Source organism: Ruegeria sp. O11, from assembly GCF_056535285.1.
On the sequence record NZ_JBQERS010000005.1, the window covers coordinates 212833 to 238481 of the forward strand.

The 25649-nt window shown below is 56.6% G+C and carries 29 protein-coding genes; 9 read left to right on the plus strand and 20 right to left on the minus strand.

What is annotated here, in order from left to right; all coding sequences use genetic code 11:
- Positions 1–10: 10 nt before the first annotated feature.
- Positions 11–283, minus strand: coding sequence for a hypothetical protein (locus ACRZ91_RS12645; protein ID WP_260023317.1), 273 nt, complete (start codon positions 281–283; stop codon positions 11–13).
- Positions 284–387: 104 nt separating this feature from the next.
- On the opposite strand from ACRZ91_RS12645, the gene ACRZ91_RS12650 reads away from it, so the two are divergent.
- On the plus strand, positions 388–1575 hold the full coding sequence (locus ACRZ91_RS12650) for an aromatic ring-hydroxylating oxygenase subunit alpha (RefSeq protein ID WP_480905826.1): 1188 nt from the start codon (positions 388–390) through the stop codon (positions 1573–1575).
- A 55-nt stretch (positions 1576–1630) separates the two neighbouring features.
- Here ACRZ91_RS12650 and dapD read toward each other — a convergent pair whose 3' ends face one another.
- The 5 genes from dapD to ACRZ91_RS12675 all read right to left on the minus strand — a co-directional run bounded on the left by dapD (position 1631) and on the right by ACRZ91_RS12675 (position 5769).
- Positions 1631–2458, minus strand: coding sequence for a 2,3,4,5-tetrahydropyridine-2,6-dicarboxylate N-succinyltransferase (gene dapD, locus ACRZ91_RS12655; protein ID WP_010440698.1), 828 nt, complete (start codon positions 2456–2458; stop codon positions 1631–1633).
- A gap of 91 nt (positions 2459–2549) precedes the next feature.
- Positions 2550–3515 (minus strand): biotin synthase BioB, encoded by a 966-nt coding sequence (gene bioB, locus ACRZ91_RS12660; protein ID WP_480456556.1) that lies wholly within the window; start codon positions 3513–3515, stop codon positions 2550–2552.
- Complete coding sequence (locus ACRZ91_RS12665) at positions 3508–4095, minus strand: biotin transporter BioY (RefSeq protein ID WP_480905830.1); 588 nt, start codon at positions 4093–4095, stop codon at positions 3508–3510. Before ACRZ91_RS12665 ends, bioB begins: the two co-directional genes overlap by 8 nt.
- 118 nt (positions 4096–4213) lie before the next feature.
- Positions 4214–4813: a GntR family transcriptional regulator gene (locus ACRZ91_RS12670; RefSeq protein ID WP_480905833.1), complete on the minus strand. Its 600-nt coding sequence runs from the start codon at positions 4811–4813 to the stop codon at positions 4214–4216.
- Between the two features lie 44 nt (positions 4814–4857).
- A complete protein-coding gene (locus ACRZ91_RS12675) occupies positions 4858–5769 on the minus strand; it encodes a threonine/serine dehydratase (protein ID WP_480905835.1) in 912 nt (303 codons plus the stop codon).
- A 78-nt stretch (positions 5770–5847) separates the two neighbouring features.
- On the opposite strand from ACRZ91_RS12675, the gene ACRZ91_RS12680 reads away from it, so the two are divergent.
- Both ACRZ91_RS12680 and ACRZ91_RS12685 read left to right on the plus strand, forming a co-directional pair.
- Positions 5848–6690, plus strand: a complete 843-nt coding sequence (locus ACRZ91_RS12680; protein ID WP_170545375.1) for an LOG family protein — start codon at positions 5848–5850, stop codon at positions 6688–6690.
- Positions 6691–6693: 3 nt separating this feature from the next.
- The gene (locus ACRZ91_RS12685; RefSeq protein ID WP_480905837.1) at positions 6694–7794 is read left to right on the plus strand and encodes a cystathionine gamma-lyase; all 1101 of its coding nucleotides are present in this window, start codon (positions 6694–6696) and stop codon (positions 7792–7794) included.
- On the opposite strand, the gene ACRZ91_RS12690 is transcribed toward ACRZ91_RS12685, so the two are convergent.
- Positions 7789–8178: a hypothetical protein gene (locus ACRZ91_RS12690; protein ID WP_170476398.1), complete on the minus strand. Its 390-nt coding sequence runs from the start codon at positions 8176–8178 to the stop codon at positions 7789–7791. The two genes, ACRZ91_RS12685 and ACRZ91_RS12690, sit on opposite strands and share 6 nt — an antisense overlap.
- 161 nt (positions 8179–8339) lie before the next feature.
- Between ACRZ91_RS12690 and ACRZ91_RS12695 the strand changes: the two genes are divergently transcribed.
- The 3 genes from ACRZ91_RS12695 to ACRZ91_RS12705 all read left to right on the plus strand — a co-directional run bounded on the left by ACRZ91_RS12695 (position 8340) and on the right by ACRZ91_RS12705 (position 11314).
- Entirely contained in the window at positions 8340–9257 is a 918-nt protein-coding gene (locus ACRZ91_RS12695) for a DnaJ C-terminal domain-containing protein (RefSeq protein WP_480905841.1), read from the plus strand.
- Complete coding sequence (locus tag ACRZ91_RS12700) at positions 9254–9598, plus strand: hypothetical protein (protein ID WP_480905844.1); 345 nt, start codon at positions 9254–9256, stop codon at positions 9596–9598. Before ACRZ91_RS12695 ends, ACRZ91_RS12700 begins: the two co-directional genes overlap by 4 nt.
- A 63-nt stretch (positions 9599–9661) precedes the next feature.
- Positions 9662–11314 carry a U32 family peptidase gene (locus ACRZ91_RS12705; protein WP_480905847.1) on the plus strand — a complete coding sequence of 551 codons (1653 nt, stop codon included), beginning with the start codon at positions 9662–9664 and terminating at the stop codon, positions 11312–11314.
- 3 nt (positions 11315–11317) lie between these two features.
- Here the strand turns inward: ACRZ91_RS12705 and ACRZ91_RS12710 are convergent, their stop codons facing one another.
- The 5 genes from ACRZ91_RS12710 to ACRZ91_RS12730 all read right to left on the minus strand — a co-directional run bounded on the left by ACRZ91_RS12710 (position 11318) and on the right by ACRZ91_RS12730 (position 14789).
- Entirely contained in the window at positions 11318–11941 is a 624-nt protein-coding gene (locus ACRZ91_RS12710; RefSeq protein WP_480905849.1) for a cytochrome P460 family protein, read from the minus strand.
- Between the two features lie 225 nt (positions 11942–12166).
- Complete coding sequence (gene rlmN, locus ACRZ91_RS12715; RefSeq protein ID WP_480905852.1) at positions 12167–13354, minus strand: dual-specificity RNA methyltransferase RlmN; 1188 nt, start codon at positions 13352–13354, stop codon at positions 12167–12169.
- Between the two features lie 77 nt (positions 13355–13431).
- Positions 13432–13809: a lysozyme inhibitor LprI family protein gene (locus ACRZ91_RS12720; protein WP_480905855.1), complete on the minus strand. Its 378-nt coding sequence runs from the start codon at positions 13807–13809 to the stop codon at positions 13432–13434.
- A 99-nt stretch (positions 13810–13908) separates the two neighbouring features.
- Positions 13909–14079, minus strand: coding sequence for a hypothetical protein (locus ACRZ91_RS12725; protein WP_480905858.1), 171 nt, complete (start codon positions 14077–14079; stop codon positions 13909–13911).
- A gap of 176 nt (positions 14080–14255) precedes the next feature.
- Positions 14256–14789, minus strand: a complete 534-nt coding sequence (locus ACRZ91_RS12730) for an invasion associated locus B family protein (RefSeq protein ID WP_010440673.1) — start codon at positions 14787–14789, stop codon at positions 14256–14258.
- A 179-nt stretch (positions 14790–14968) separates the two neighbouring features.
- Here ACRZ91_RS12730 and ACRZ91_RS12735 point away from each other — a divergent pair, with 179 nt between their 5' ends.
- On the plus strand, positions 14969–15967 hold the full coding sequence (locus tag ACRZ91_RS12735; protein ID WP_480905861.1) for an asparaginase: 999 nt from the start codon (positions 14969–14971) through the stop codon (positions 15965–15967).
- Positions 15968–15969: 2 nt separating this feature from the next.
- On the opposite strand, the gene ACRZ91_RS12740 is transcribed toward ACRZ91_RS12735, so the two are convergent.
- From ACRZ91_RS12740 to ACRZ91_RS12750, 3 genes are read right to left on the minus strand one after another with little or no spacing between them, the layout of a single operon-like run.
- Positions 15970–16290: a YciI family protein gene (locus ACRZ91_RS12740; RefSeq protein ID WP_480905863.1), complete on the minus strand. Its 321-nt coding sequence runs from the start codon at positions 16288–16290 to the stop codon at positions 15970–15972.
- A 22-nt stretch (positions 16291–16312) separates the two neighbouring features.
- Positions 16313–16741: an SRPBCC family protein gene (locus ACRZ91_RS12745; protein WP_480905866.1), complete on the minus strand. Its 429-nt coding sequence runs from the start codon at positions 16739–16741 to the stop codon at positions 16313–16315.
- Positions 16729–17058: an ArsR/SmtB family transcription factor gene (locus ACRZ91_RS12750; RefSeq protein WP_480905869.1), complete on the minus strand. Its 330-nt coding sequence runs from the start codon at positions 17056–17058 to the stop codon at positions 16729–16731. Before ACRZ91_RS12750 ends, ACRZ91_RS12745 begins: the two co-directional genes overlap by 13 nt.
- Before the next feature lie 136 nt (positions 17059–17194).
- Between ACRZ91_RS12750 and ACRZ91_RS12755 the strand changes: the two genes are divergently transcribed.
- Complete coding sequence (locus ACRZ91_RS12755) at positions 17195–18022, plus strand: hypothetical protein (protein ID WP_480905872.1); 828 nt, start codon at positions 17195–17197, stop codon at positions 18020–18022.
- A gap of 30 nt (positions 18023–18052) precedes the next feature.
- Here the strand turns inward: ACRZ91_RS12755 and serB are convergent, their stop codons facing one another.
- The 5 genes from serB to hutI form a co-directional block, all read right to left on the minus strand.
- Positions 18053–18928 carry a phosphoserine phosphatase SerB gene (serB, locus tag ACRZ91_RS12760; RefSeq protein ID WP_480905875.1) on the minus strand — a complete coding sequence of 292 codons (876 nt, stop codon included), beginning with the start codon at positions 18926–18928 and terminating at the stop codon, positions 18053–18055.
- A gap of 68 nt (positions 18929–18996) precedes the next feature.
- Positions 18997–20679: a urocanate hydratase gene (gene hutU, locus ACRZ91_RS12765; protein ID WP_480905878.1), complete on the minus strand. Its 1683-nt coding sequence runs from the start codon at positions 20677–20679 to the stop codon at positions 18997–18999.
- Between the two features lies 1 nt (position 20680).
- Entirely contained in the window at positions 20681–21472 is a 792-nt protein-coding gene (hutG, locus tag ACRZ91_RS12770; RefSeq protein ID WP_480905881.1) for an N-formylglutamate deformylase, read from the minus strand.
- Entirely contained in the window at positions 21472–23007 is a 1536-nt protein-coding gene (gene hutH, locus ACRZ91_RS12775; RefSeq protein ID WP_480905884.1) for a histidine ammonia-lyase, read from the minus strand. The genes hutG and hutH overlap by 1 nt, the downstream gene beginning before the upstream one ends.
- A complete protein-coding gene (gene hutI / locus ACRZ91_RS12780) occupies positions 23004–24209 on the minus strand; it encodes an imidazolonepropionase (protein WP_170545418.1) in 1206 nt (401 codons plus the stop codon). The genes hutH and hutI overlap by 4 nt, the downstream gene beginning before the upstream one ends.
- 81 nt (positions 24210–24290) lie before the next feature.
- On the opposite strand from hutI, the gene ACRZ91_RS12785 reads away from it, so the two are divergent.
- A complete protein-coding gene (locus ACRZ91_RS12785; RefSeq protein ID WP_480905888.1) occupies positions 24291–25646 on the plus strand; it encodes a formimidoylglutamate deiminase in 1356 nt (451 codons plus the stop codon).
- Positions 25647–25649 lie beyond the last annotated feature (3 nt).

Sequence of the window (25649 nt, forward strand, 5' to 3'; positions counted from 1 at the left end):
AGCTATTCATTCAGGCGGTCTGAGTGGGGAAAATGTCCGTCAGGATGTAAAGTACTCCGAAGCCGAACCACATCGCCGTTAGCACCCAGAATAAAACCGGGTTCTCTCTGCGCTCAATAGCTTCAACAAGAAAGGCCTGCCCTGATCGAATTGCCAGAACGCCCCAGTACACAAAAACCACGCCCCAGATCGCATATACCCCCGCCAGTGTTGATGCCAACAGCACCAGCACAGCCGCGATAGTCATCCATTTGTGATGCCTTAGGCTGTTTCCAGGTTTCATCTGCCCGCCTTATCCTTCGGTCGAAATCTTGAAATTGGATACTGGACAAATCGTATTATTGTCAATAATGATAATTATCATTTTTGACAATCTAAGGAAGTGACATGCAAGCCCCGGCATCGCTACCCGACAAACCGAAAAACCGACTACCACGAGAAGCCTATGTTTCAGAGAATTGGTTTCAGGTTGAACAAGCACAAATCTTCAGCCGCTGCTGGACCTTTGCCGGTGTGACAATGGATTTTCCTGAACCCGGAGATTTTCGCACGATCAAAGCCGGAGCAAATTCCGTAATTGTCATCAAAGGCGCCGATGGTGAGTTACGCGGGTTTCACAATCTTTGCCGCCATCGCGGCACAGAACTTCTGGAAGGATGCGGAAATGCAGGCAAAACCATTGTCTGCCCCTATCACAACTGGGTCTATAATCTGGACGGTGCTTTGCGCGGAGTTCCTGCCCAGCGTGAGTGCTTTCCTGATCTCGACAAGAAATCCAATGCGCTTTTTGGGGCGGCTGTGGGCGTATTTCGCAATCTTGTTTTCGTTAATCCTGACCCGGATGCGGATTTTGACAACTGGCTGAGCGGGCTGGATCAGGTTCCCTGGCCGCATGATCTGAACTCGACCGAGCTGCAGGAAAATCCCGACAACGTGGTTTATGAAATCGAGTGCAATTGGAAGGTCTTCTTCGAGAACGCAATTGATGGCTATCATCTCGCCTATCTGCACAAAGACACGCTGGGAGGGCCGACCCATGACAAAAACCTGTGGGAGGTGTTTGGTCAAAATATGATTTGGTGGTCGACCGAGCGCGAAGGTGTGAAACACAGGATTCCGCAATTCGTTGAAAACTCTGCCAAAGGTTCAGGTTTGAAAACCGTCAAAAATGCTGAAACTCCGGGGTATGGCGGGGTCTACATGCTGTTCCCAACCACGATCCTGACGCCCAATCCCTGGGGATTCTCGATTTCAACGATGGAGCCCATAAGCGCAAACAGGATGCGATTAAGGGTGCGGAACTGGTCTCCGAAGGGCTGGTTTACTTACACGCACCGCGCGTCTGACATTCCCGGGTACGATGCCGAAACAGGGCTGATCAAATCCTCGCACTGGACCAAACACCCGCTGGAAACGGGCGATTTCCAAACCGAAGATGTCTGGGTTTGCGAAAAGATGCAAAAATCCATGCAGTCTCCGCGCTTCGAAGTGGGCGCCCTCGCCATAGGCGCTGGCGGCGAGGCCGCAATAGATTTCTTTCAACAGACAGTGCTAGGATTGATGCCCAAGCAATAATAGATTTGGCCGCAGCATCTATTCTGCGGCCAAATCTTAAAAAAACAGCTCAGGATCAGTCGCGCAGCAGATCGTTGATCCCGGTTTTCGAGCGCGTCTTTTCATCAACGCGTTTCACGATGACCGCGCAATACAGGCTGACGTTGTTCTTGGACGGCATCGAGCCTGCAACAACCACTGAATAGGGCGGAACCTCGCCATACATAACCTCACCGGTTTCGCGATCGACAATCTTGGTCGACTTGCCAATGAATACGCCCATGCCCAGAACCGAACCTTCGCGGACAATACAGCCTTCAACAACCTCGGAACGGGCACCGATAAAGCAGTTATCTTCGATGATGGTGGGACCAGCCTGCATTGGCTCCAGCACTCCGCCGATGCCAACACCGCCCGACAGGTGCACATTCTTTCCGATCTGTGCGCAAGAACCGACCGTTGCCCAGGTATCGACCATGGTGCCTTCGTCCACATAAGCACCCAGGTTCACAAATGACGGCATCAACACCGCACCGGGTGCAATATAGGCTGACTTGCGCACGACGCAGTTGGGCACCGCCCGGAAACCTGCAGCGCGCCACTGGTTCTCATCCCAACCGGCGAACTTGCTGTCGACCTTGTCCCACCAGCCACCGGCTTGCGGGCCGCCATTTTGGATCTCCATATCCTTGATACGGAACCCCAGAAGAACGGCCTTCTTAGCCCACTGGTTTACGTGCCAGTTGCCATCTGCCTGCTTTTCGGCAACGCGCAATGAACCGCTGTCCAACGCATTCAGAGTATCCTCGATGGCCTCACGCTGCTCGCCCGTCGTGGCCGGTGTGATCGTATCACGCATGTCCCAGGCGGCTTCGATGGCGGCTTCAAGTTGCGCGTTTGACATAGGCGTCTCCCTAGAGAATCTGTTCACGTTGATGTGGCCTATACGCAAGGTGAAACCATGGCGCAATGCGACGCAAGCAACCCTACATGCGTCAATCTTCTGCTATTGCGCCAAGAACTGTAAACATGTCCCTGTCATTTTGCGTTCCAGCATTGGGTGCGGTCAGCAAAACATCTCCGTAGAAAACCGAGTTTGCGCCGGCGAGAAAACACAATGCCTGCTCTGCGGTCGAAAAGTCAGACCGGCCCGCCGACAAGCGTACGCGGGTTGCTGGCATGGTGATACGTGCGGTCGCAACCATGCGCACCAGGTCGAAGATGCTCACCTTCTCTCGTTGCTCCAGCGGAGTGCCCTTAATCGGGATCAGAGCATTGATTGGAACGCTTTCGGGATGTGGGTCAAAACTCGCTAGAACCCGCAATAGAGAAGCACGATCCCGCAGACTTTCACCCATGCCGATGATACCTCCACAACACAGATCGATACCTTCGTCACGGCAATAGCTGAGTGTTTCCAACCGATCCTGATAGGTGCGCGTCCCGATGATCTCACCATAGAACTCCGGCGAGGTGTCAAGGTTGTGATTGTAGGCAGTTAGTCCCGCGTCGGCGAGTCGTTGGGCCTGATGCGGCTTCAACATACCCAGTGTCACGCAGGCTTCCATCCCCAGATTGCGAACGCCCCGAACCATTTCCAGAACATTGTCGAATTCTTCCCCATCCCGCACTTGGCGCCACGCGGCCCCCATGCAGAACCGCTCAGCCCCGGCATCCCTGGCCCGTTTCGCCAGCGAGACCACATGCCCGGGGTCCATCAATTTCTCTTTGGTCAGTTCGACCTCTCGGTGATGCGCGGATTGAGGGCAATAGGCACAATCTTCCGGGCAGCTGCCGGTTTTGATCGATAGCAGGCTGGCCTTCTGAATGTCTTCCGGGTCGTGATACGTCCGATGGATGGTATTTGCACGGCCAACCAGATCCAGCAGCGGGAGGCGCAGTAGCGCCTCCACCTCATCCACGGTCCAGTTGCTGCGGATGTCCTGTCCGGTATCAAGCATCCGCTTGCGACCCGCGGATTTTCTGCATCAAACCCGTTGGCAGACCAATCACGATAACGGCCGCCAACGCGATCTTTACAAGATCACCTACGATAAACGGGCTGAAACCGTAAACCAGCACTTTGTCTGCAGGTACAAACTGGGCCAGCCACCCCAGACCCAGAGCGTAGATCGCTACAAGCCCAGCTAACATGGCCGGGACCAAAAACAGCTTGCGTAGATTATCCGCCACCCATCCGACGATGGCCGCGGCAACAACGAAGCCGAGCAGATAGCCACCAGTGCCGCCCATCATATAGGCCAGTCCGATGCCTTTTTCGGGTGTCCCGGCAAAAACCGGCAGACCGACGGCTCCAGCCACCATGTAGCCAATCACAGTTGCGGATCCGAGGCGCATCCCGAAAGCTGCAGAAATCGCCATGACGGCAGCGACCTGCAGGGTCATCGGCACCGGCCAAAATGGCACTTGGACTTTTGCGCTGGCTGTCAGCAGAAAGATGCCCATCACGACACGGATGATCTGTCCCGCCGGGCTGAGCGCACCGGTAGTCCGCAAGGCGGATCGCAGCATGGTTTTCATTGTACTTCCTTTTATAGATAATTATTGACCAGTTGACTCATGATCATCATTTTTATCTATTAAAAATCAAGTGAAATCTTCAGCGGTGAAAAAATAGCACTTAACTGCCTGAAAGAATTCAATTTGCGCGGCGAATATGGCGCACCAGAATCGATGTCGCCGCTGACACATCTTTGCTTTTTAACGCCTGAATTATGGCCGCGTGATCCGTATCGATCCGCTGCATCCATTTTGGTCGCCAGTGCGCGAACAGATGCCGCGCGCTGGCAATATGCAGATCATCAATCGCATGCAACAGGCGAGGTAGGCCGCATGGCGTCAAGATAGCTCGGTGAAAGATTCTGTTCCGCGCTTCCCATTGCGGCATACTGTCAGCCTCATCGCAGTCTTTTCGCGCCCGATCAGCTACTTTCAGTGCGGTTGGGGTCATGTTTTGCGCTGAATGCTGCAATGCCAGAGTTTCAAGCGCGACACGCATTTCGATCACCTCACGCACTTCGGCGGGGTCCAAGGCAGTGACACGCATGCCCTTTCGCGGCTCGCTTTTGGCCAATCCATGTGCCTCAAGCCGCAGCAGCGCTTCGCGCACTGGCACATGGCTGGTTTCAAAGTCGCGCGCGATATGGTCCTGACGCAACTTCTCACCGGCGACAAGGTCGCCAGTTATGATCTTCTGGCTCAGCGCTTGATATATCGTGTCGGCAATGGTCGCAGTCATAAATTATAGATAAAATTCACAACGTGTTTCCACAAGCAGTTAATTCAATCGGCCAGGGGGTCCGGCGCAATATTCCCACCGCAGATAAGAACCGCAACCCGCTCATCTGGTTCGGGCTGATATGCACCTGAGATCAGCGCAGCCATGGCTGCGGCCCCAGCTGGTTCCACCAAAATTCGATGAGCTTGCCACAATGTCTGCTGGGCCTGCGCTATCGCCTCATCGGGAACCAAAACCGAAGTCATCCCCCGTGCTAGACCGAAGCAGATATCGCCAATTCGACGTGCGCCTAACGCATTCGCTGCAATGCCTGAGACCGAAACATCAACCGGCTCACCTTCAGCCAAGGCAGCATTCAGCGCGCAGGAGGTTTCCGGCTCGACAGCCACAACCTTGCGCGCACCCTGAAACCAAGCCAGCGCCCCAGCAATCAGGCCGCCGCCACCGACAGCAACCAGAACTGTATCTGCCTGCAAACCCTGCGCGTCCCATTCAGCAAAACACGTCCCTTGCCCAGCGACGGTTGCGGGCGCGTCATAGGCGTGGATTTGCATTGCACCAGATTCAGCCTCATGTGCCTGAGCCATGGTCAAAGCGTTGGCATATTCCCCCGGAACCACGCTCAAATCGGCTCCGATCCGTTCGATCAGGGAAATCTTCGACGGTCCTGCAAGCTCGGGTACAAAAATCTTCGCCGGATGACCTAACGCATGCGCCGCATAAGCCGCAGCCGCTCCATGGTTGCCACCCGATGCCGCCACCACGCCCGCCGAAGGAACATCCATGCTTAGCAAAGTGTTGAACGCGCCGCGCGCTTTGAAGCTGCCAGTGTGTTGCATATGCTCCAGCTTCAACTCGACCGGATAGCCCAGCGCATTGCTCTGCATCACAGGTGTGATTTGTGCATGTCCGGCAATGCGATCCCGCGCTGCCAATATTTCACTTTTCCAATCCATTCTTGTCTTTCCGTGACTGGCACTCTTCCCGCGAACCCTATAGCTGTTTTGGAAACACGCAAGCAGGGAACACCGTTTATGAGAGAAGATCGCCTCAGCCCCTTTCGCGACGCACAGACCGACCGCTCGACCGCAAGCGAAGTGCCGGACACGCCGCAGACGCGGTCATCGGCCTATCGACTTGCCTTCGCTGATGATGATTTCCTGTGCCGGGATGAGCTGCGCCCCGTTCGCCTGCAACTGGAGTTGCTCAAGCCCGAGATGATCATGACCGAGCGTGAAATCACCTCGACCATCGTCATGTTTGGGGGTGCACGTATCCCGGAACCAGCCCAGAAACACACGGCGCGAACCGCGACCTTGGCCGGTCTGTCAAAGTACTACGATGAGGCGCGCGAGTTCGCGCGACTGATGACAGAGAAGTCGAACCAGACCGGCTGTCGTGAAAATGTGATCGTCACCGGCGGCGGCCCCGGCGTAATGGAAGCGGGTAATCGCGGTGCACAGGATGCGGGGGGCTGCTCCATCGGCCTGAACATCGTGCTGCCGCACGAACAGGCCCCGAACCTGTATGTAACGCCTGATCTCAGCTTCAACTTTCACTATTTTGCTATCCGCAAGATGCATTTTTTGATGCGAGCGCGCGCCATCACTATTTTCCCGGGCGGGTTCGGCACTATGGACGAGTTGTTCGAATCCTTGACCCTAATCCAGACAGGACGGATGGAGCGCGTTCCCTTCCTGCTGTTCGGGCGTGAGTTCTGGGAGAAAGTCATCAACTGGGAAGCGCTGGCGGACGCGGGCACCATCTCGGACGAAGATCTGGACCTGTTCCGCTTTGTCGACACCGCGCAGGAGGCGGTCGAGATTATCGAGAACTGGGAGCCCGCTCCCCCGCGTGACCAAATTCCAGGACGCTGAACCATGACTGGACCCAAGACCGGCGAGATGCTCCACTTGCGCGGAAACGCGTTGGACAAGGGCGAGCCTGTGGCCCTGCCATTGATCCAAAGCAGCATGTTTCATTTGCCGGGTGATCCAGACGGTCACGCCAGTTATGGCCGGGTCGACAACCCGACTTGGGTTCACCTGGAGCACGTCCTGTCGCATCTCGAAAACGCGGCCTGCCTCAGCTTTCCTTCTGGCATGGGGGCGATTTCGGCTGCGTTGTTTGCCACGGTCAAAGCAGGGTCACGCTTGCTAATCCCATCCGACGGATACTATGTGACCCGGCTTCTGGCCGACCGGTTCCTGTCGAATCTGGGCGTTTCAATCGTCGAACGCCCAACTACTGCCTTTGCCGAAGGTGGCTTTGACGGAATTGATGTCGTGTTCTTGGAAAGCCCATCGAACCCCGGTCTGGATATGCTTGATCTGCCAGCAATCGCCAGGGCCGTGCGCGAGGCTGGTGGCATCACGATTGCCGACAACACAACCATGACGCCATTGGGCCAACGCCCACTGGACCTTGGCGTCGATGTAGTGGTGAGTTCGGATACGAAGGCGATGGGCGGGCATTCGGACCTGCTGATGGGCCATGTCGCCAGCCGCGATTCGCAAATCATGGAACGCGTAGAGGAATGGCGCCGCGTTTCAGGTGCGATACCGGGGCCGCACGAGGCGTGGTTGTTGCACCGTGGCCTTGAAACGCTGGATGTGCGGTTTGATCGCATGTGTAGCTCGGCGCAAGTTCTGGCCGAACGGTTGGTATCGCACCCGGCCGTAGAACACATTCGCTATCCCGGCCTGCCCGGTGATCCATCACACGCATTGGCGGCTGCCCAAACCGCTCGGTTCGGTTTTCTGCTGACAATCACGCTGGAGTCTGAGACCAAAGCCGAACAGTTCATCAACGCCTGCCCCCTGTTGCGCCCTGCCACATCCTTCGGCGGTGTCCACAGCTCAGCCGAGCGGCGTGCCCGCTGGGGCGATGCGGTCGACCCTGCCTTTATCCGCTTGTCTGTCGGGTGCGAGCCGGTAGAAGAACTGTGGCGGGCGATCGAGGCCAGCCTGAACGCGTTATGATTTCTTCTTAGGTTCACGCAGCTCGGTGAACACGTAGATTGGCAGCACGATGCTGGCGATCAACGCGCCCAGCCATACCAGCAAAGTCGCTGCCAGTAAGTTGGAAATACCTCCAACTGTTAGCCCCGCTGTTATCAGATCGGTCACCAGCAAGCCCACAAATGTGACAATCAGTGCGATCCCACCTTTCAGCGCCGGGGCCTTCTTCTCGCCCAGCTTCAGGATCAGCGGTTCGGCTACGACTTGAACCAGCGTAAAGACAATCACTACAACGATGAACGAGATCGGCTTGATTGCAAAGCCCGCCAGCAGCAACGAAGCAAGCAACAACCCGATGGCATTCCCGGCTAGTAACGCGAGAGCGGATTTTATTCTGCGTGACATAAGGTGATCTCCGACAATCAACACTTCGAAACATGCAGATATTAGCAGGACAACCAGAATTTGCGAGGTAATTCGACCCCGAAGGTTTTTTGACCTGTTGAAATCACATGATAAAATACCTTCATCAAGGCCAGGCCATACCTACATCGACGAGAGGCAATATGAGCGACGATCCCTATACCGTTCTTGGTGTCGCCAAAGACGCCAGCGATGCCGAGATCAAGAAAGCCTACCGGAAGATCGCGAAGGAGTGTCACCCGGACCTTAAGCCGGGTGATGCGGAAGCCGAAGCCAAGTTCAAAGCCGCTGCCGCCGCTTATGACCTGTTGAAAGACCCCGAAACACGCAAACGCTATGACAATGGCGAAATTGATGCGACCGGTCAGGAACGTCCACAGCAGCAATATTATCGGGACTATGCCGAAGCTGCAGGCAACCCCTATCGCGGGTATTCGACCGAGCAAGACGACATGTCCGACATCTTCGCCGAGTTCATGCGCGGGCGGGGTGGTTATGGCCAACGAACACAAGAGTTCCACGCGCCAGGGCACAACCTGAATTACTCACTGCAGATCAGTTTTCTGGATGCCGTATTCGGCGCCAGCCAAAAGCTGACCCTACCGGATGGGAACCGGATTGAAGTGAAGATACCGGCGGGCATCACGACCGGTCAAACCATCCGCCTGCGTGGCAAGGGGGCACCGGGATATGGTGAAGGCCCTCCCGGGGATGCGCTGGTCACCATCTCGGTTGCGGATCATCCGGTGTTTGACCGTCAGGGCGATGACATCCACATTACTTTACCCATCACCATTGACGAGGCGGTATTGGGCGGCAAGGTCCAAGCGCCGACCATCGACGGGGGCGTCAATGTCAGTGTCCCCGCAGGGACCAGCAGCGGCAAAACCCTGCGCCTGCGTGGCAAAGGGGTCAAGAAGCGCGGCTCGTCCGATAGGGGTGATCAGTTCATCGAATTGACCGTCGCAATGCCAAACAAGGTAGACGATGAATTGAAGCATTTCATGGAGACATGGCGCGAAACCCACAGCTATGATCCGCGCAAAGGAATGCCGTCATGAGCCGTACATTGACCGAAGCCGAACTGATCGACGCCATCACCCGGCTGACCTCGGACCGCCTGACCGAGTATCTTGCCGCTGAAATCGTGATCCCCGAGCAATCGGAGCAAGGGCTGCGATATCAGCGCATCGACGTTGCCCGACTGGAACTGGCATGCGAACTGCATGACCAGTACGACATGGAGGCCGATGCCCTGTCGATGATGATCTCGCTTATCGACCAGATGCATGGGCTGCGCGCCGAATTGCGCGAGGTGCTAAACGCGGTCGAGGCGCAACCAGAACCGGTTCGCCAACAACTGATCGAAGTGATCGGAACAGCGCGATTCCGTCGCAGGTAACGGGGTTTTGGGCACAGGGGATTTGGCGTAGAACACGCCCTTGATCCTTAGCCCGGTATCCCTATGACCCAGTCCAGATCCGAATTGCTGATGCCTGCGGGCAATCTACGCAAGTTAAAACTCGCCATCCTGTATGGTGCGGATGCGGTCTATCTGGGCACACCGGATATGTCTCTGCGCACGAAATCCGAGTTCTCGCTGGAGGAGGTGATGGAGGGGGTCGAGTTCTGCCATAGCCATGGCCGGCGCGCGTACCTGACGCTGAACCTTTTCTCGCACAACAAAGATATCCCAAAGCTAGATGAATACATCGACACCGTCCGCAAGGTGAAGCCCGACGGGCTGATCATCGCTGATCCCGGCGTGTTCCAATACGTCCGCGAACGGGCACCGGAACTGCCGCTGCATATCTCGACGCAAGCCAATATCTGTTCGTGGCTGTCGGTGAAGTTCTGGCAGGATCAGGGGGCTGAGCTTGTGGTACTGGCCCGCGAAGTCTCCTACACCGAACTGGTCGAGATTCGCGAGAATTGCCCCGACATCAAGCTAGAGGCATTCGTCCATGGCGCGATGTGCATGACCTATTCGGGCCGCTGCCTGCTATCGAATTTCATGGCCGAACGCGGAGCGAACCAAGGCAACTGCGCCAATTCCTGCCGCTGGAATTATGGTCTGAAGCTGCGCCTCAAAGATGGCACGCATCAGGAGCTACGCATTACCGACGAAAACGCCGACCTGTTCGAGTTCTTGTTGGAAGAAGGCTGCCGCCCCGGCGATTTAATGCCCATCGAAGAGGATGACCGGGGGTCCTACATCCTCAACTCGCGCGATCTGTGCATCATGCCGAAACTGGATGAATACCTGAAGATCGGCGTCGACAGCCTGAAGGTCGAAGGGCGCGGCAAGTCGGAATACTATGCTGCCATCGTCGCGCGCGCCTATCGTATGGCCATCGACGATTATCACGCCGACCCCGAGAACTGGGACCCGAAACCTTACATGCGTGAACTCGAAACCGTCGGGAACCGAGGCTACACGCTTGCCTTCCACGAAGGCCGACTGACAAACTACGCACATGATTACGAGCACACCGCGTCTATCGCGCAGTGGGAATATGCGGGAATCGTCACTGAAGTGACCGAGGATGCCTTTCTAGTCGAGGTGAAAAACAAGCTGGAACCTGGGGATGTGTTAGACTTCGTCTCTCCGATTTCACGCGATACCGTGTTGTTACGGGTTTATAACTTCGAATGCGCCCAAGATGGCGCGAGACTGGACGTGGTGCATGGGAGCACCAAGACAATTATCCGCCTGCCATTCACGCTTTTCGATCACGAGGATATCGAAGATCTACGCGCGCGTTTCCCTGTCTATTCGGTCCTGCGCAAAGAACGCGCCCTGACCGACGAACATTGGAGCCGCATTCGGTTCGACAAGCTGGTGCAAGGGCTGGAAACCTCGGGTCGTGACAACGCCAAAGCTTATGCGCGCCGTCGCGATGAACTGATTGAGAAAATCGGAGAAGACGGCAACAAACGCCGCTTCAAAACCAATCGCATCGGAACCGAAGGATGTTGCGGCAAAGGCTGCAACGGCTGTTTGATCTTCTGGCAGGATGAGAAATACGCGCGTGCACGCGAAGTTCTGTCCAAACGCAAGCAGGGTGAGCAACTTAGCCGCCGTGAGGCCACCGAACTGACCTTACCAGCAAGCTGAAGTTCAGTTCTCGACGCGATACTCTTCAGGCACGTAAAACGTATAATCCCTGTCAGCAACTGCCTCGTGGCAGACATGGCAGTAATCGACCTCGGACGCGCGAAAGCCCATCGTGTCGCCAAACAGCGAACCATCCGGCATCACCATGATGTATCGCCAATCTGCTGTCTCAGGGTTGGTACCCGCCGGTAGTTTTTCCATCACGAACAAGGCACCCGGATGCATGTTACCCTCATCGGTGACGGTCATGCTGTCTTTGGCCAGAACCGAGCCCACAGGCAAAACCTCACCTTCCTGCAAGGTTCCGTAATTATGCGCCATGCGATTGGCGTAGCTGTTGACATAGCGCTGCCCATGGGTGGCCGAGATATAGGGCGCATCGTTGAACAGCGGCCAGGCTTGATAGTTCAAAAGCACGTCCAACTGGGCTGCGGCATAGCCTCGTTCCATGCGCCGGGACAGAGATTTGTAATGAGCCTGAGCATCTTCCTTGGACAGATTAGCCGGGTTTTCAATGGCCAGATGAGCATCCTGATCGTTGTTCTGTGCATTTCCCGCAACAGAAATAAGCCCCAACACCGCAATAAACAGCACGATCTTAACGATCGGCAGGTGTCTTGTAATCATTCTATGGCCTCCCTGACTGATCAGTTCGCCGAAATGCCGCATTAAGTTCGAAAAATGATAGCGGCCTTAAATAGTGTTGCTAGCACCGCCCCAGCAACTTCACCACTTTGTGTTTGCTAGTGACCCCCCAACCAGAGCAGATGCCCTTTAAACATAGCAAATTCTGAATGCCAAAACAGCATTCAATTTATTAAGTTTATCGTAGTGGCCGACAATCTGCGGAATCTAGCGGTTCAGGCCAGCCTCGGCCTCAATCTGCTTGCGCGATTTTCGGGCGCGTTCGGTGGCCGATTTCAACTGCCCGCAGGCAGCCATGATATCCTCACCGCGTGTTTTGCGGATGGGTGAGGCATAACCCGCTTGATAAATGATATTGGCAAAGGCGCGGATACGGTTGTTCGAGCTACGCTTGTAAGGCGCGCCGGGCCATTCGTTGAACGGAATCAGGTTGATCTTTGCCGGAATCTTATGGCGCTTGATATGCTCGATCAGTCGATGCGCGTCCTCATCGCTGTCATTCACGCCATCCAGCATCACGTATTCAAACGTAATTCGCTCGGAGTTCGAGGCATTGGGGTAGCTGGCCAGTGCCTGCAGCAGCTCTTCGATGTTCCAGCGCTTGTTGATTGGCACCAGCACGTCGCGGGTTTCATCGATTGTGGCGTGGAACGAGATCGCCAATAGGCAGCCAATTTCCTTGGCCGTACGTTCAATTTCAGGCACCACACCCGAAGTCGACAGGGTAATACGTCGGCGTGACAGGGAAATCCCTTCGGGGTCCATGGCGATCTTCATCGCGTCACGGACATTTTCAAAGTTATAGAGCGGCTCGCCCATACCCATCAGCACGATATTCGACAACAGCCGTGTCTCGTCCTTGGGGGCACCGGGTGTCGGCCATTCCTCAAGATCGTCCCGCGCCATCATGACCTGCCCGACGATCTCTGCCGCGGTCAGATTGCGCACCAGTTTCTGTGTACCCGTATGACAGAATGAGCAGGTCAGCGTGCAGCCGACCTGAGACGAGATGCACAGCGTACCGCGATCTTCTTCGGGGATGTAGACGACCTCTACTTCGTGCCCTCCCGCGATGCGACACAGGTATTTGCGTGTGCCGTCCTCGGACACCTGACGGGTCACGACTTCGGGGATTTCGATTACGAAATTCTCGGCAAGTTGTGCCCGATAAGCTTTGGCGAGGTTGGTCATCTCACCAAAATCGCGCACACCCCATTGATAGATCCACTGCCAGATCTGGCCGGTGCGCATCTTTGCCTGCTTTTCCGGTGTACCATGCTCAATCAGCACATCGCGCAATTGATCACGGGTGAGGCCAACAAGGTTCACCTTCCCCTCGGGCAATTTGCGGGGGATGGTCATGACATCTTGAGTGATCGGCGCTTTGGGCGACATGTGGCTATCTCAATGGATTCTGGCTTGGGATGCGCCTCTATATAGGAACGCGCACAAAGATCAAAAGAAATCGTGCATCAATTTGCATAGCGCAGCAAGTCGTCAACACGTGCCCGCCCAAGATCAACGCGGCACGCAGTTATGGCAATGCCGGTGCCTGATCCACCACCAAATGACGCACCCACCGCTTCGCACTGTGCATCGCGATAAGCTGTCCACGCGTTTTGCGATGCCTCCAGCGCGGGCGTGGCGACAGCGCGACCGGTGACGTCATCCAGTTCTTTTGCAGCGCCAAGTGCCAAGGAATAGCTGGAGTCTATCGCGGCATTCACGCGCGTTTCCATGTCCGAAACACAAGGCCCAATCTCAACCTGCGATCCGGCGTCGATACACTCCATTGTTGGGTCCGCAACTGCGGACATGGGAAACAGCAGAAAAACAATAGCCCATCGCATCCGTCGATCCTCCTGACAGAGACACCTGTCTATCACAGATCAAAACCCACGCCCAATCAAGTTGGACCGCCAAGGCAGAAACCTCAGCGGTCCATTTTTTCAGTTTACTGCAGGTGGGATGTAGCAATCTTCTGCATCCAGAGTTTTTACGGGATCTTCCTGTCCACATTGCTCACCCGTAATTGGATAAGTTTCCGCTTCCTTCTCGCATCCTGCAAGGATCACCGCAGACGCCACCAAAAGCGCGGACAGATATTTGTTTGGATTCATTGTCAACTCCTCAAATTGATCTAAACTGATTAGTTCAGAAATTCGAGAAGTCGGCTTTGACACGGATCAAAAACACATTCCGACGTTGAGTAAATTTCCAATAAAACCAAAAGATCTACCCATACGTAGAAAACCCCGCCGGATAGCGGGGTTTCGAGGTCATATCTGTGTGCACTTTAGTTCGTGCAGCGCTTTTCAGCGTCTTCGATCGCGGCCGTGAAACCCAGCAATGAGAACGTATCTTTGGTCTGTGTTCCACGTTCCGAACGGGCAGTCAGCACGGCTTCGCTTCCGCGCTTCATAGCCGTGACGATCTTGGCATCGTCCGAGGCGGTTGCAGGCCACGCCCATTCGCCATCCGTGAACAGTTCGAATTCGCTGCCATCGACAAGTAGATTGACAGTCGATCCAGAGGCAAACGGATAGCCGCCGGTAAAGGTCACTTGCCCTTTGACCTCAGCATTTGGGCGGTAGAACACAAACAGCAGGATATCGCTGCGCCGCACGGAAACGACGCGGCCACCGCGTGTGTTCACTGTTTCCTTGGGCGCGGAAACGCTCCAGCATTCGGTGGGGTCTTCTTCGACAAACACGCTCCAATCGGTCTTTGCCGCGACGCGGTTCGTACTGGTCGCCTGCTGAGCAATTGCCGTTGTCGCCATTCCTGCCATACACAGGCCCGCGATCACGCGAACGAGCTTTAGTCCCATCTGTCCAGCCTCCTAGCCCGACCTAATACCTCATACCCATCGGACATGCGTGCGAACCCTGCCGGTTCGTCTGTTCAGTTGCGTATTCCGATGATTGACGACATACACACACTAACGCAGGTTTCGCCACAGGCGAAAGGGCGATTGGCAGATTTTTGCGCATGATTTATGGGGTGGACATGACACAAGCCGTACCGATGACAGAACTCTGGCGCGGATCGCTATTAGAGAGCCTGCATCTGGGTCACGCAGTGATCTGTGACGATAGTGGTCAGATCGTGCGCAGTTGGGGGGATCCGAACGCGATAATATACCCCCGATCCTCGGCCAAAATGATCCAGGCCCTGCCGTTGATCACCTCGGGTGCGGCGGCAAAATACGGTTTGAACAGAGAACATTTGGCGCTGGCCTGTGCCTCGCATAACGGGGCGCATATCCATACTGATCGAGTGTCCGCATGGCTCGATCACCTCGGCCTGTCCGAGCCTGATCTGCGCTGCGGTCCGCAGGAACCCGCTGACATGGCAGCCAGAGACGGACTGATCCTGGCGGACGATACGCCCTGCCAGATACACAATAATTGCTCAGGTAAGCATTGCGGATTCCTGACTTTGGCCCAGCATATGGGGGCCGGGCCTGAATATCTTGAAATCGATCACCCGGTTCAGCAGGCCTGCCTGTCTGCCATCGAAGAGACCACAGGTGAGACGAGCCCAACCTTTGGGATCGATGGTTGCTCAGCCCCGAATTTTGCGACGTCCCTGGTGGGACTTGCGCGATCAATGGCATGGTTTGCGTCAGCCGCTGACCGGTCAGACCGCTCCAGCGAAGCAGCATCGCAGCTTACGGCGGCGATGGTGAAGCACCCCGAACTTGTCGCCGGAGAAACCCGCGCCTGTACCGAATTAATGCGCGCGATGCATGGTCGTGTGGCGATCAAAACAGGCGCCGAAGCTGTTTTTGTCGCCATCATTCCCGAGAAGAGAATGGGTATTGCGCTGAAAATCACGGACGGCACGACCCGCGCCAGCGAATGCGCCATCGCGGCCATTCTTGTCAGCCTTGGTGTGCTGGAGGCCGATCACCCGGCCACCCGCAAATTCATGAATGCCACACAATACAGCCGTCGCGGGCTGGAATGCGGCGTGATCAAACCTGCACCGGGGTTCCCCGGCTAGGGCTACATCTCGATCTCGTGCACCTCGGCAACTTCGACCGAGCCTGAGCCGTCCACAACCATCGGGCAGCCCTTGGCCATCGCAGTTGCGGCTTCGATGCTATCGGCCTTTACGACGGTGAAGCCCGAGGCCGGGTTGGCGCCACCATTGTCTTCGACCCCGCCACTGCTGACCGTGTAGGATTGACCCACAGGATTCCCTGGGATTTCCAGCGCGCCGCCTATGTCCTGAAACCAGGCTCCCCATGCGGCCATGGTGGCCTCAACCTCGGCGGGATCGGTTGGGGTGTGGCCCCCGTGATAAACAAACAAATATTGGGGCACATCGCTCCTCCCTGATGAAAACCTAATTGCAAAGTGCTTCGAGCTTGCGCAGCGAAGACGTCCAGCCTTCGTTGTGGTTCGTGGCCGACTCGGCATCAACAAGCTCGCGATGATCGACCACCAGCCGTGATCCGCTGTCGGTCGCGGAAACCGAAAAGGTCACATGGCTTTCGGCACCGCGCTGATCCTGATCGTCGTGCCATGCCCATGTAAATCCAACCGATTTTGGCCGATCGATATGGGTGACGTGCCCCGAAACCTTGAATTGCTGGCCCTCGCCATCCTGCATCACCGAATACCACGGACCAATGCGCGAAAAATCGAGACCATGTTCCGGCACATGCAGACCCTCAGGCCCCCACCACTGCAGCAGCTTTGCGCCATCGCTAACCCATGCGAACAGGTCCTCGGGGCTAACGGGAAAATCTCGCTCCAGTTTCAGGTCGGCCATGAGTTTTCCCTTTCAATAAGCTCGCCCAAACGGTCGAGGCTGCTTTCCCAGAAATGTCGTTTTGAAATCGTCCATTCGGCAATCGCGCGCAGACCCTCGGGCTGCACCGAATACATCCGTTGCGTGCCACACACCCGTTGTTGCACCAACCCGGCCTCGCGCAGGACCTTCAGGTGACGCGAGATCGCAGCCCCTGACATGCCCTTGCCTTCAATCAGGTCGCCGACGGGCAGCTCGCCTTCGTCCATCAGTTGCTCGACAATCGAGAACCGAGTGGCATCAGACAAGGCGGAGAATGCGGTCAGCAGTGGCGTCATAAGTCTACTATTTAATTTTTTGGTTAAATGATCAAGTGGCCGGTCTATTCGATTGGGTTTCGCTGATAAATCCCTAGCTTGCACCGGAAGATTCCACGACTTATTGCTTAGGAAAGAGTGGAGTTAAGAAACCAATATGGCGACCGTCAGATTTCTTCTTTCAACGGGTCGAACATCGACACAAAATCTGGCGTCGATACTGGCAGATTCATTGCCTCAAGTTACCGTTGAGCATGAAGGAATCGGCCCGGATTATCATTCCAGAAGGGTATTCCGTCGCCCAAGGAATTACTTTGGCGTTCTTGGCAAACATGTGCAGATCCAGCGCAAGCTGATCGAGATTGAAGATCTGCTTGCGGAAGACAAAAGCTACATCGATGTAGGTTGGACAAGTTACGCATGGCTGCCCTATTTTGCGGCGCGCTTTGGTGAATCTCTGCGATTTGCGCATCTAGTTCGAAATCCATTTAGTGTCGCCGCGTCTCACGCCACCCATGGGATATTTGTTCCAAATGTCTCCAGAGGTAGGCGCACGGAAAGAATTGCTGCAATTCATCCGAACGACCCAACTGTCTATCACAAGAATGTGGCTGAGAATGCTGAGACCTTCTCGCCATTCGAGAAAAACTTGTTCAATTGGCTTGAGATCAATCAATTCGCTTTAGAACAGCACGATGTGCCAGGATTTTCGGGAATTTATAAGTTTGAGGACCTATACGCGGCTAACGATCCAAAGTTGAAATTATTTCTGAACAGGTTCGCCGGTCCGGCCCAGTACAACGTTTCGTCACCGCCTGTAGATAAAGTACAGCGAATCCTGCGAACAGATATTGGAGAGATTCAAGAACCGCTTCTGAACGCGGTACTAAACTTGGCCATCAAACTTGGTTATTCGACCACCGAACTTGAAGCATATTGGAACCCGGTAGCATTGCAGCAAAATTACTCTGCGCGCAGGCTTTGAGCAACCAAATTGAAAGGTGAATATACGCGATCAGTAGCGATGAGACGCCTTAGCATATCCCTGCAAATATAGCAGAGCAGTCAGATCACCGTGATTGATGCGCACGTCGCATTCCGCTGCAACAGAGGGCTTTGCGTGCAGCGCTACACCCGTGCCCGCGCGGCCCAACATTCCCAGATCATTGGCACCGTCACCAACAGCGATTGCATCACTTTCTAAAATGCCAAGGCTGGCCGTGATCTGCTGCAATGCCTCGATTTTGGCCTGTCTCCCCAGTATGGGCCGCTTAACGTCGCCGGTAAGCTTTCCATCCTCTGCCAGCAATGTATTCGCCCGGTTCTCATCGAACCCAAGCTCTTCGGCGACCTTGGCTGTAAAAGCGGTAAAACCACCCGATACCAAAGCGGCGTAGGCACCATTCGCGCGCATCGTGGAAAGTAAGGCCTTACCGCCGGGCATCAGCGTGATCCGTTCCTCAAGAACCTTGCCGATCACGCCTTCATCCAGCCCCTTCAACAGGCCGACGCGCTCGGTCAGCGCACCTTCGAAATCCAGTTCGCCATTCATCGCGCGCGCGGTGATGTCCTTGACGCGATCGCCCACACCAGCCTCATCAGCCAGTTCGTCGATGCATTCCTGTTGGATCATGGTGCTGTCCATATCAGCCAACAGCATCTTTTTCCGGCGGCCTTCGGCCTTCTGCACGACCAGGTCCACGCCCATCTGCTGCAAGTCGGCCCATACCTCCCAGCGATTGTCGGGAATATCTAGCAAGGAAAACTCAGCCGCCTCATCGGGACACAGCCAATTCGCCTCACCCCCGCCCCAAGCATTCCGCAACGACTCGACCAGCGTTGCCTCCAGCGAAGGGGTCGCTGGGTTGGTCAGCAGAGTGGCTACGTACATGTCAGGCCTCCGATTTGCGCACCCGCGAGATATCGCAGGTGCAGCATTTTCGCCAGAGGCAGTTTGATCTAGCCCAGAATACCTGGCAGCCGCAGCCCATGTTCGCGGGCGCAGTCTTTGGCGATCTCGTACCCCGCATCCGCGTGGCGCCACACCCCCGAGGCGGGATCGTTCCACAACACCCGCTCCAGGCGCCGTGCGGCATCTTCAGTGCCATCTGCACAGATAACCACACCTGCGTGCTGGCTAAAGCCCATACCCACGCCGCCGCCATGATGCAACGAAACCCAGGTCGCACCGCTGGCCGTATTGATCAGCGCATTCAGCAGCGGCCAGTCCGACACAGCGTCTGAGCCATCCAGCATCGCCTCGGTCTCGCGGTTTGGGCTGGCGACCGAGCCCGAGTCCAGATGGTCTCGCCCAATAGCAACCGGCGCTTTCAGCTCGCCATTGGCCACCATTTCGTTGAATGCCAATCCGGCGCGATGGCGATCTCCGAGACCGATCCAGCAGATACGCGCCGGAAGGCCTTGAAACGCGATGCGTTCTTGCGCCATATCGAGCCAGCGATGCAGGTGTTCGTTCTCGGGGAATAGCTCCTTCATCTTGGCGTCGGTCTTGTAGATATCCTCAGGATCACCCGACAATGCACACCAGCGGAACGGACCAATGCCTTTACAGAACAACGGGCGAATATAAGCGGGGACAAATCCTGGGAACGCAAAGGCATTCTCAAGACCTTCGTCCTGCGCCACCTGCCGGATGTTGTTGCCATAGTCGAGCGTCGGGACGCCCGCATTCCAGAAGTCGACCATCGCAGCGACATGCTGCTTCATCGACGCGCGGGCAGCTTTTTCAACCGATTTAGGATCAGTCTCTCGCTTGTCCTTCCACTGTGCCATGCTCCAACCGATCGGTAGGTACCCATTGATCGGGTCATGGGCGCTGGTTTGGTCAGTGACGATATCGGGGCGCATGCCACCGGCCTGCATCCGCGCGTAAATCTCGGGGAACACCTCCGCCGCATTGCCCAGCAGACCCACAGATTTCGCCTCGCCCGCCTTTGTCCAGCGGTCGATCATCTCAAGCGCTTCGTCCAGCGTTTCGGCTTTTTCGTCGAGATACTTGGTGCGCAGGCGGAAATCGATCGAGTCTGGATTGCACTCAACTGCCAGACAACTGGCACCGGCAAACACCGCTGCTAGAGGCTGTGCGCCACCCATGCCGCCCAGACCACCGGTCAGAATCCACTTGCCAGTAAGGTCACCGCCATAGTGCTGACGACCTGCCTCGGCAAAGGTCTCATAGGTGCCCTGAACGATGCCCTGCGTGCCGATATAGATCCACGACCCAGCCGTCATCTGGCCGTACATCATCAGGCCCTTCTTATCGAGCTCGTTAAAATGATCCCAATTGGCCCAATGCGGCACGATGTTCGAGTTGGCGATTAGAACGCGCGGTGCATCTTTATGAGTACGGATGATCGCCACCGGTTTGCCCGACTGGACAATCAGGGTTTCATCCTCTTCGAGATCCTTCAGCCCTGCGACGATCCGGTCGAAATCGTTCCATGTCCGCGCCGCCCGACCGATGCCTCCATAAACCACCAGCTCATGCGGGTTTTCGGCCACATCCGGATGCAGGTTGTTCATCATCATCCGCAATGGCGCTTCGGTCACCCAGCTTTTTGCGTTCAGTTCGGGGCCGGTGGGCGGATAGATATCGCGGGTATTCTTGCGAGGATCGGTCATGTCAAAGCTCCAATGCAGTGTCTTGGATGGCGTCGAGAGTATCCACCAACCAGCGACGCAGGCGTTCGGCTTTCTTGTCGTCAAACGCCCACGGAGGGGTTTCGGTGGAAAGATAGGTGGATTGCGCCAGCTCCATCTGGATCGCGTGCAGGCCTTCATTCGGGCGGCCATAGTGACGGGTCGTCCAGCCCCCTCGGAAGCGCCCGTTCAGGACGGTGCTGTAGGGGGAGGAATGCGAAAATTCATAGGCCGCGGCCTCAATACCGGGGGCGCAGGTCACGCCACCATCGGTGCCGATGTTCATATCCGGCAGGGTACCTTCGAACAGGAACGGGATCTTGCTGCGGATCGAGTGGCAGTCAAACAGGATCGCCACCCCGTGTTTTGCCCGCACCCTTTCAAGCTCTTGCTCAAGCGCGTTGTGGTAGGGCGCGTGGTAGGCGATGCGACGCGATTCAATCTCGTCTGCTGAGGGCGCTTGCCTCTCTACCCAGATCGACTGACCGTCAAAATCGGTCAATGGCACCAATGTTGTCGTATTCTGCCCCGGATATAATGATGCGCCCGCAGGGTCTCGGTTGGCGTCAATGACATAGCGGTGGACATGAGATTGCACGACCGTCGCATTGGCCACCAACCCATCGTAGAGCTGATTGATATGCCAATCCGTATCCGCCAAAATTTGCCCGTTCGCGTTCAGTCGCGCGGCGATGTCGTCGGGTACAAACGTGCCGCCATGCGGTTGGCCCAGAACAATAGGCCCATCGCCACGCTGAACGCTGAAAACTTGCATTACGACAGCTCCGGCATGGGCTGGGCAGCTGCCTGCAGAATAGTTCCGCTTTCGACCAGGGACTTCGCGGTTTCCAATTCGGGCGCCAGATAGCGATCATCGCCTAGCGACGGGATATCCTCACGCAAACGCCCAACCACGCTGGTCAGCGCTTTGCTAGTCACCAGAGGCGCGCGGAATTCGATGCCTTGCGCGGCGCAAAGCAGTTCGATCCCCAAAATATAGTTCAGATTATCCACCATCCGGCTCAGCCGCCGCGCCCCGTGGGCAGCCATCGAGACGTGGTCTTCCTGGTTGGCCGATGTGGGCGTACTGTCTGTCACGCAGGGGTTGGCCAGGTGCTTGTTTTCGCTCATCAGAGCGGCCGTAGTGACCTCGGCGATCATCAGGCCCGAGTTCAGCCCTGGCTCTGGCGTCAGGAATGGTGGCAGATCAAAGCTGAGCGCAGGATCGACCATCAGCGCGATCCGACGTTGCGCGATTGCTCCAATTTCGGACAGGGCCAGTGCGATCATATCGGCTGCAAAACCCACCGGCTCAGCGTGGAAGTTCCCGCCCGATACGATGGCATCCGGATCGGTCAGAACCAGTGGATTGTCGGTGGCCGCGTTGGCCTCGATCACCAGTGTTGCGGCAGCTTGCCGGATTACGTCCATCGCCGCGCCCGTCACCTGTGGCTGGCAACGAATGCAGTATGGGTCCTGAACGCGAGTATCCCCATCGCGATGGCTTTCGCGGATTTCAGAGCCGTCCAAAGTGGCCCGCATTGCCGCCGCCGCCTCGATCTGGCCGCGATGGCCGCGCAGCGCGTGAATTTCGGGTTGCAGAGGGGCGGTGGAGCCCATGATCGCATCCGTTGAGGCCGCCGAAATCACCAACGCGTTTTGCGCCGAACGCCAGCCCTCGAACAAACCGGCCAGCGCAAAGGCGGTCGAAAATTGCGTCCCGTTGATGAACGCGAGACCTTCCTTTGGGCCAAGTTGAATCGCCTCTAAGCCAACTGTTTTCAAGGCCGCCGCACCCGGCATAACGGAGCCATTTACCTCAGCCTCGCCCTCGCCAATCACAACTGCGGTCATATGGGCCAGCGGCGCAAGATCTCCTGATGCGCCGACCGAACCCTGCGCCGGGATCACAGGTGTCACACCGCGGGCCAGCATTTGTTGCAACAATTCGACAAGCTCCCAGCGAACCCCCGACGCTCCGCGCCCGAAGGACAGCAGCTTGAGCGACATCATCAGCCGCGCCAGACGACGCGGCACCGCAGGGCCCACCCCGCAACAATGGCTGAGGATCAGGTTGCGCTGCAGGGTCGAGGTGTCCTTGGACGCAATCTTATGGCTCGCCAGCTTACCGAAGCCGGTATTCACGCCATAGACGGGCTCAGTCCCTTCGGCGGCTTGCGCTATACGAGCCGCAGCGGCGTCTACCTTGGGTCGGCAGGCATCATCCAACGAGATCGCGGCCTCGTTCCAATAAATCTCGGCCAATTGATCCAGCGACACCTGGCCCGGAGTGAGCGGTAGGGGAGTCATTCCTCACCTCCAAAAATACGTTTGTGCAGCGGGTTGAAACCGATGCGATAGGACAGTTCGGCCGGATGGGAGATGTCCCAAACAGCGAGATCAGCACGCAAACCGGGTGCGATCATGCCCGTATCATCCAGACCCAAAGCGCGGGCCGCGACGCGGGTGACACCTGCCAGGGCTTCCTCGGGTGTCATGCGAAACAAGGTGCAACCCATGTTCATCGTCAAAAGCAGAGAGGTCAGCGGTGATGACCCCGGATTGCAATCGGTCGCCAGCGCCATTGGCACATTCTGCTGGCGCAACATCTCAACTGGCGGCATCTGCGTCTCGCGCAGCGTGTAGAATGCGCCGGGCAAAAGGACCGCAACCGTTCCGGCGGTGGCCATGGCGGCAACACCGTCGGCGTCCAGATACTCGATATGATCAGCGGACAAAGCCCCGTAGGCTGCCGCCAGCTTTGCCCCGCCGAGGTTAGACAACTGCTCAGCATGCAGCTTCACCGGCAAGCCAAGCTCTTGCGCGACAACAAAAACCCGTTCGATCTGTGTGGGGTCAAAGGCAATGCCTTCGCAGAACCCATCCACCGCGTCCACCAGTCCTTCGGCATGGGCCGCGCGTAGGGTCGGAATGCAAACCTCATCGATATAGGCATCGTCGCGGCCCGCAAATTCCGGCGGAGTGGCGTGTGCGCCCAGAAAGCTGGTGTTAACCCGAACGGGCCGCTCCTGCGCAATCCGGCGCGCGGCACGCAGCATGCGCAGTTCAGATCCGGCATCGAGCCCATAGCCGGATTTCACTTCGATGCAGGATACACCTTCGGCCAACAGCGCATCCACGCGCGGAAGAGCACCTGCAAGCAGTTCATCTTCCGAGGCAGCTCGCGTCCCGTTTACGGTCGACAGGATGCCCCCGCCCGCGCGCGCGATTTCCTCGTAGGTCGCTCCGTTTAGGCGCATCTCGAACTCTACCGCGCGGTTACCGCCGAATACTACATGGGTGTGGGCATCAATCAGCCCGGGCGTGATCAGTCGGTCACCGTAATCAACACGCTGCCATTTAGCATAAGCTGCTGGAACTTCAGATTGACTGCCCACCCAGACGATCTGTGATCCTTCGACGGCTATCGCGCCATCCTCAATCATCCCATAGGGCTGGTCGCCCCCCATGGTGGCCACCTGTTTACAGCAAAGAACGGTTTTTTTTGTCATGGCGATTCTTTTGGGCTCCCCCTGCGCTTGATTTTTTCGTATACGGGTAAATACATAAAGTCTACACAAAATGGAATTGCGATGACGGTTCATGCCAAAACGGCCCTGTTAGGCTCTGACTGGGTTAGCGATCTTCGGGTTGAAATCGAACACGGCCGGATCACGAAGCTGGAACACGGGAAAGACGCCCATCCAAGCGACACACGTGTCGATGTCCTGCTTCCCGCTTTGGCCAACCTGCACAGCCACGCCTTTCAGCGCGCCATGGCCGGTATGACCGAAACCCGCGCTGCCGGGCGCGAAAGCTTTTGGACCTGGCGCACCCTAATGTACCGCTTTCTGGATCGCCTCACCCCAGAGCACATCGAAGCCATCGCTGCACTGGTTTTCATGGAAATGCAGGAGGCCGGGTATGCCTCGGTCGGGGAATTTCACTATGTCCACCACCAACCCGGCGGTGCGCCCTATACGCAGCTTTCCGAGCTGAGCCAGCGCATCTTTTCGGCAGCAAGCCAAACCGGGATTGGCCTGACGCATCTGCCGGTGCTCTACACCTATGGCGGCGTCAAACAAGAGCCGCTGGCAGGTGGTCAGTTACGCTTCAGCAATGATGTGGATCGGTTTTTGCAGCTTACTGAAGAATGCCAACCGCTTCTGCCCCACGCAGATAGTCAGATTGGCATCGCGCCGCATTCCTTGCGCGCGACCTCACCGGATGACCTGCAGCAGGTGCTCAAGGCAACTCCTGACGGCCCGGTGCATATCCATATCTCGGAACAAGTGAAGGAGGTCGCGGATGTCGAGACCGCTCTGGGTCAGCGTCCGGTGGATTGGTTGTTGAACAACGCAGACGTGAACGAGCGCTGGTGCCTGATCCACGCCACCCACATGACCGACGATGAAACCCGCGCCCTCGCCCAATCCGGAGCGGTCGCCGGTCTCTGCCCGATCACCGAGGCCAATCTGGGCGATGGCATCTTCAATGGGGCTGTTTATACCGGCGCCAGAGGTGCCTTTGGTGTCGGATCAGACTCGAATGTACGCATTTCACTGCCTGAGGAGTTGCGGACGCTGGAATATTCCCAAAGGTTGCGTGACAAAGCGCGCACGGTTTTGGTGCGCGGCGAAGGATCGGTTGGTCAGGCTCTTTATACCGGGGCCGCACGAGGTGGAGCGCAAGCCCTTGGGCGCGCGGCTGGACATATAGCTGTGGGTCACCTTGCCGATCTGGTAGCAATCGATCGCAGCCACCCAACTCTGTGCAGTCTGCGCGACGATCAGCTGCTTGACGGGCTCTGCTTTGCGGCGCCAGACGGAACTGTGTCCGATTTGTGGTCTGCCGGGCGACATCAAGTGTGCGGCGGGCGGCACATCGCCCGCGACGCGATCCTGATCAATTATCGCGCGGCGATGAGTGACCTGCTGGCGGACCTTTGAATC

Excerpts from the sequence above, each read along its gene's own strand:
- ACRZ91_RS12645 (WP_260023317.1), bottom strand. The coding sequence starts at position 283 with ATGAAACCTGGAAACAGCCTAAGGCATCACAAATGGATGACTATCGCG.
- ACRZ91_RS12650 (WP_480905826.1), top strand. The coding sequence starts at position 388 with ATGCAAGCCCCGGCATCGCTACCCGACAAACCGAAAAACCGACTACCA.
- dapD (WP_010440698.1), bottom strand. The coding sequence starts at position 2,458 with ATGTCAAACGCGCAACTTGAAGCCGCCATCGAAGCCGCCTGGGACATG.
- bioB (WP_480456556.1), bottom strand. The coding sequence starts at position 3,515 with ATGCTTGATACCGGACAGGACATCCGCAGCAACTGGACCGTGGATGAG.
- ACRZ91_RS12665 (WP_480905830.1), bottom strand. The coding sequence starts at position 4,095 with ATGAAAACCATGCTGCGATCCGCCTTGCGGACTACCGGTGCGCTCAGC.
- ACRZ91_RS12670 (WP_480905833.1), bottom strand. The coding sequence starts at position 4,813 with ATGACTGCGACCATTGCCGACACGATATATCAAGCGCTGAGCCAGAAG.
- ACRZ91_RS12675 (WP_480905835.1), bottom strand. The coding sequence starts at position 5,769 with ATGGATTGGAAAAGTGAAATATTGGCAGCGCGGGATCGCATTGCCGGA.
- ACRZ91_RS12680 (WP_170545375.1), top strand. The coding sequence starts at position 5,848 with ATGAGAGAAGATCGCCTCAGCCCCTTTCGCGACGCACAGACCGACCGC.
- ACRZ91_RS12685 (WP_480905837.1), top strand. The coding sequence starts at position 6,694 with ATGACTGGACCCAAGACCGGCGAGATGCTCCACTTGCGCGGAAACGCG.
- ACRZ91_RS12690 (WP_170476398.1), bottom strand. The coding sequence starts at position 8,178 with ATGTCACGCAGAATAAAATCCGCTCTCGCGTTACTAGCCGGGAATGCC.
- ACRZ91_RS12695 (WP_480905841.1), top strand. The coding sequence starts at position 8,340 with ATGAGCGACGATCCCTATACCGTTCTTGGTGTCGCCAAAGACGCCAGC.
- ACRZ91_RS12700 (WP_480905844.1), top strand. The coding sequence starts at position 9,254 with ATGAGCCGTACATTGACCGAAGCCGAACTGATCGACGCCATCACCCGG.
- ACRZ91_RS12705 (WP_480905847.1), top strand. The coding sequence starts at position 9,662 with ATGACCCAGTCCAGATCCGAATTGCTGATGCCTGCGGGCAATCTACGC.
- ACRZ91_RS12710 (WP_480905849.1), bottom strand. The coding sequence starts at position 11,941 with ATGATTACAAGACACCTGCCGATCGTTAAGATCGTGCTGTTTATTGCG.
- rlmN (WP_480905852.1), bottom strand. The coding sequence starts at position 13,354 with ATGTCGCCCAAAGCGCCGATCACTCAAGATGTCATGACCATCCCCCGC.
- ACRZ91_RS12720 (WP_480905855.1), bottom strand. The coding sequence starts at position 13,809 with ATGCGATGGGCTATTGTTTTTCTGCTGTTTCCCATGTCCGCAGTTGCG.
- ACRZ91_RS12725 (WP_480905858.1), bottom strand. The coding sequence starts at position 14,079 with ATGAATCCAAACAAATATCTGTCCGCGCTTTTGGTGGCGTCTGCGGTG.
- ACRZ91_RS12730 (WP_010440673.1), bottom strand. The coding sequence starts at position 14,789 with ATGGGACTAAAGCTCGTTCGCGTGATCGCGGGCCTGTGTATGGCAGGA.
- ACRZ91_RS12735 (WP_480905861.1), top strand. The coding sequence starts at position 14,969 with ATGACACAAGCCGTACCGATGACAGAACTCTGGCGCGGATCGCTATTA.
- ACRZ91_RS12745 (WP_480905866.1), bottom strand. The coding sequence starts at position 16,741 with ATGGCCGACCTGAAACTGGAGCGAGATTTTCCCGTTAGCCCCGAGGAC.
- ACRZ91_RS12750 (WP_480905869.1), bottom strand. The coding sequence starts at position 17,058 with ATGACGCCACTGCTGACCGCATTCTCCGCCTTGTCTGATGCCACTCGG.
- ACRZ91_RS12755 (WP_480905872.1), top strand. The coding sequence starts at position 17,195 with ATGGCGACCGTCAGATTTCTTCTTTCAACGGGTCGAACATCGACACAA.
- serB (WP_480905875.1), bottom strand. The coding sequence starts at position 18,928 with ATGTACGTAGCCACTCTGCTGACCAACCCAGCGACCCCTTCGCTGGAG.
- hutU (WP_480905878.1), bottom strand. The coding sequence starts at position 20,679 with ATGACCGATCCTCGCAAGAATACCCGCGATATCTATCCGCCCACCGGC.
- hutG (WP_480905881.1), bottom strand. The coding sequence starts at position 21,472 with ATGCAAGTTTTCAGCGTTCAGCGTGGCGATGGGCCTATTGTTCTGGGC.
- hutH (WP_480905884.1), bottom strand. The coding sequence starts at position 23,007 with ATGACTCCCCTACCGCTCACTCCGGGCCAGGTGTCGCTGGATCAATTG.
- hutI (WP_170545418.1), bottom strand. The coding sequence starts at position 24,209 with ATGACAAAAAAAACCGTTCTTTGCTGTAAACAGGTGGCCACCATGGGG.
- ACRZ91_RS12785 (WP_480905888.1), top strand. The coding sequence starts at position 24,291 with ATGACGGTTCATGCCAAAACGGCCCTGTTAGGCTCTGACTGGGTTAGC.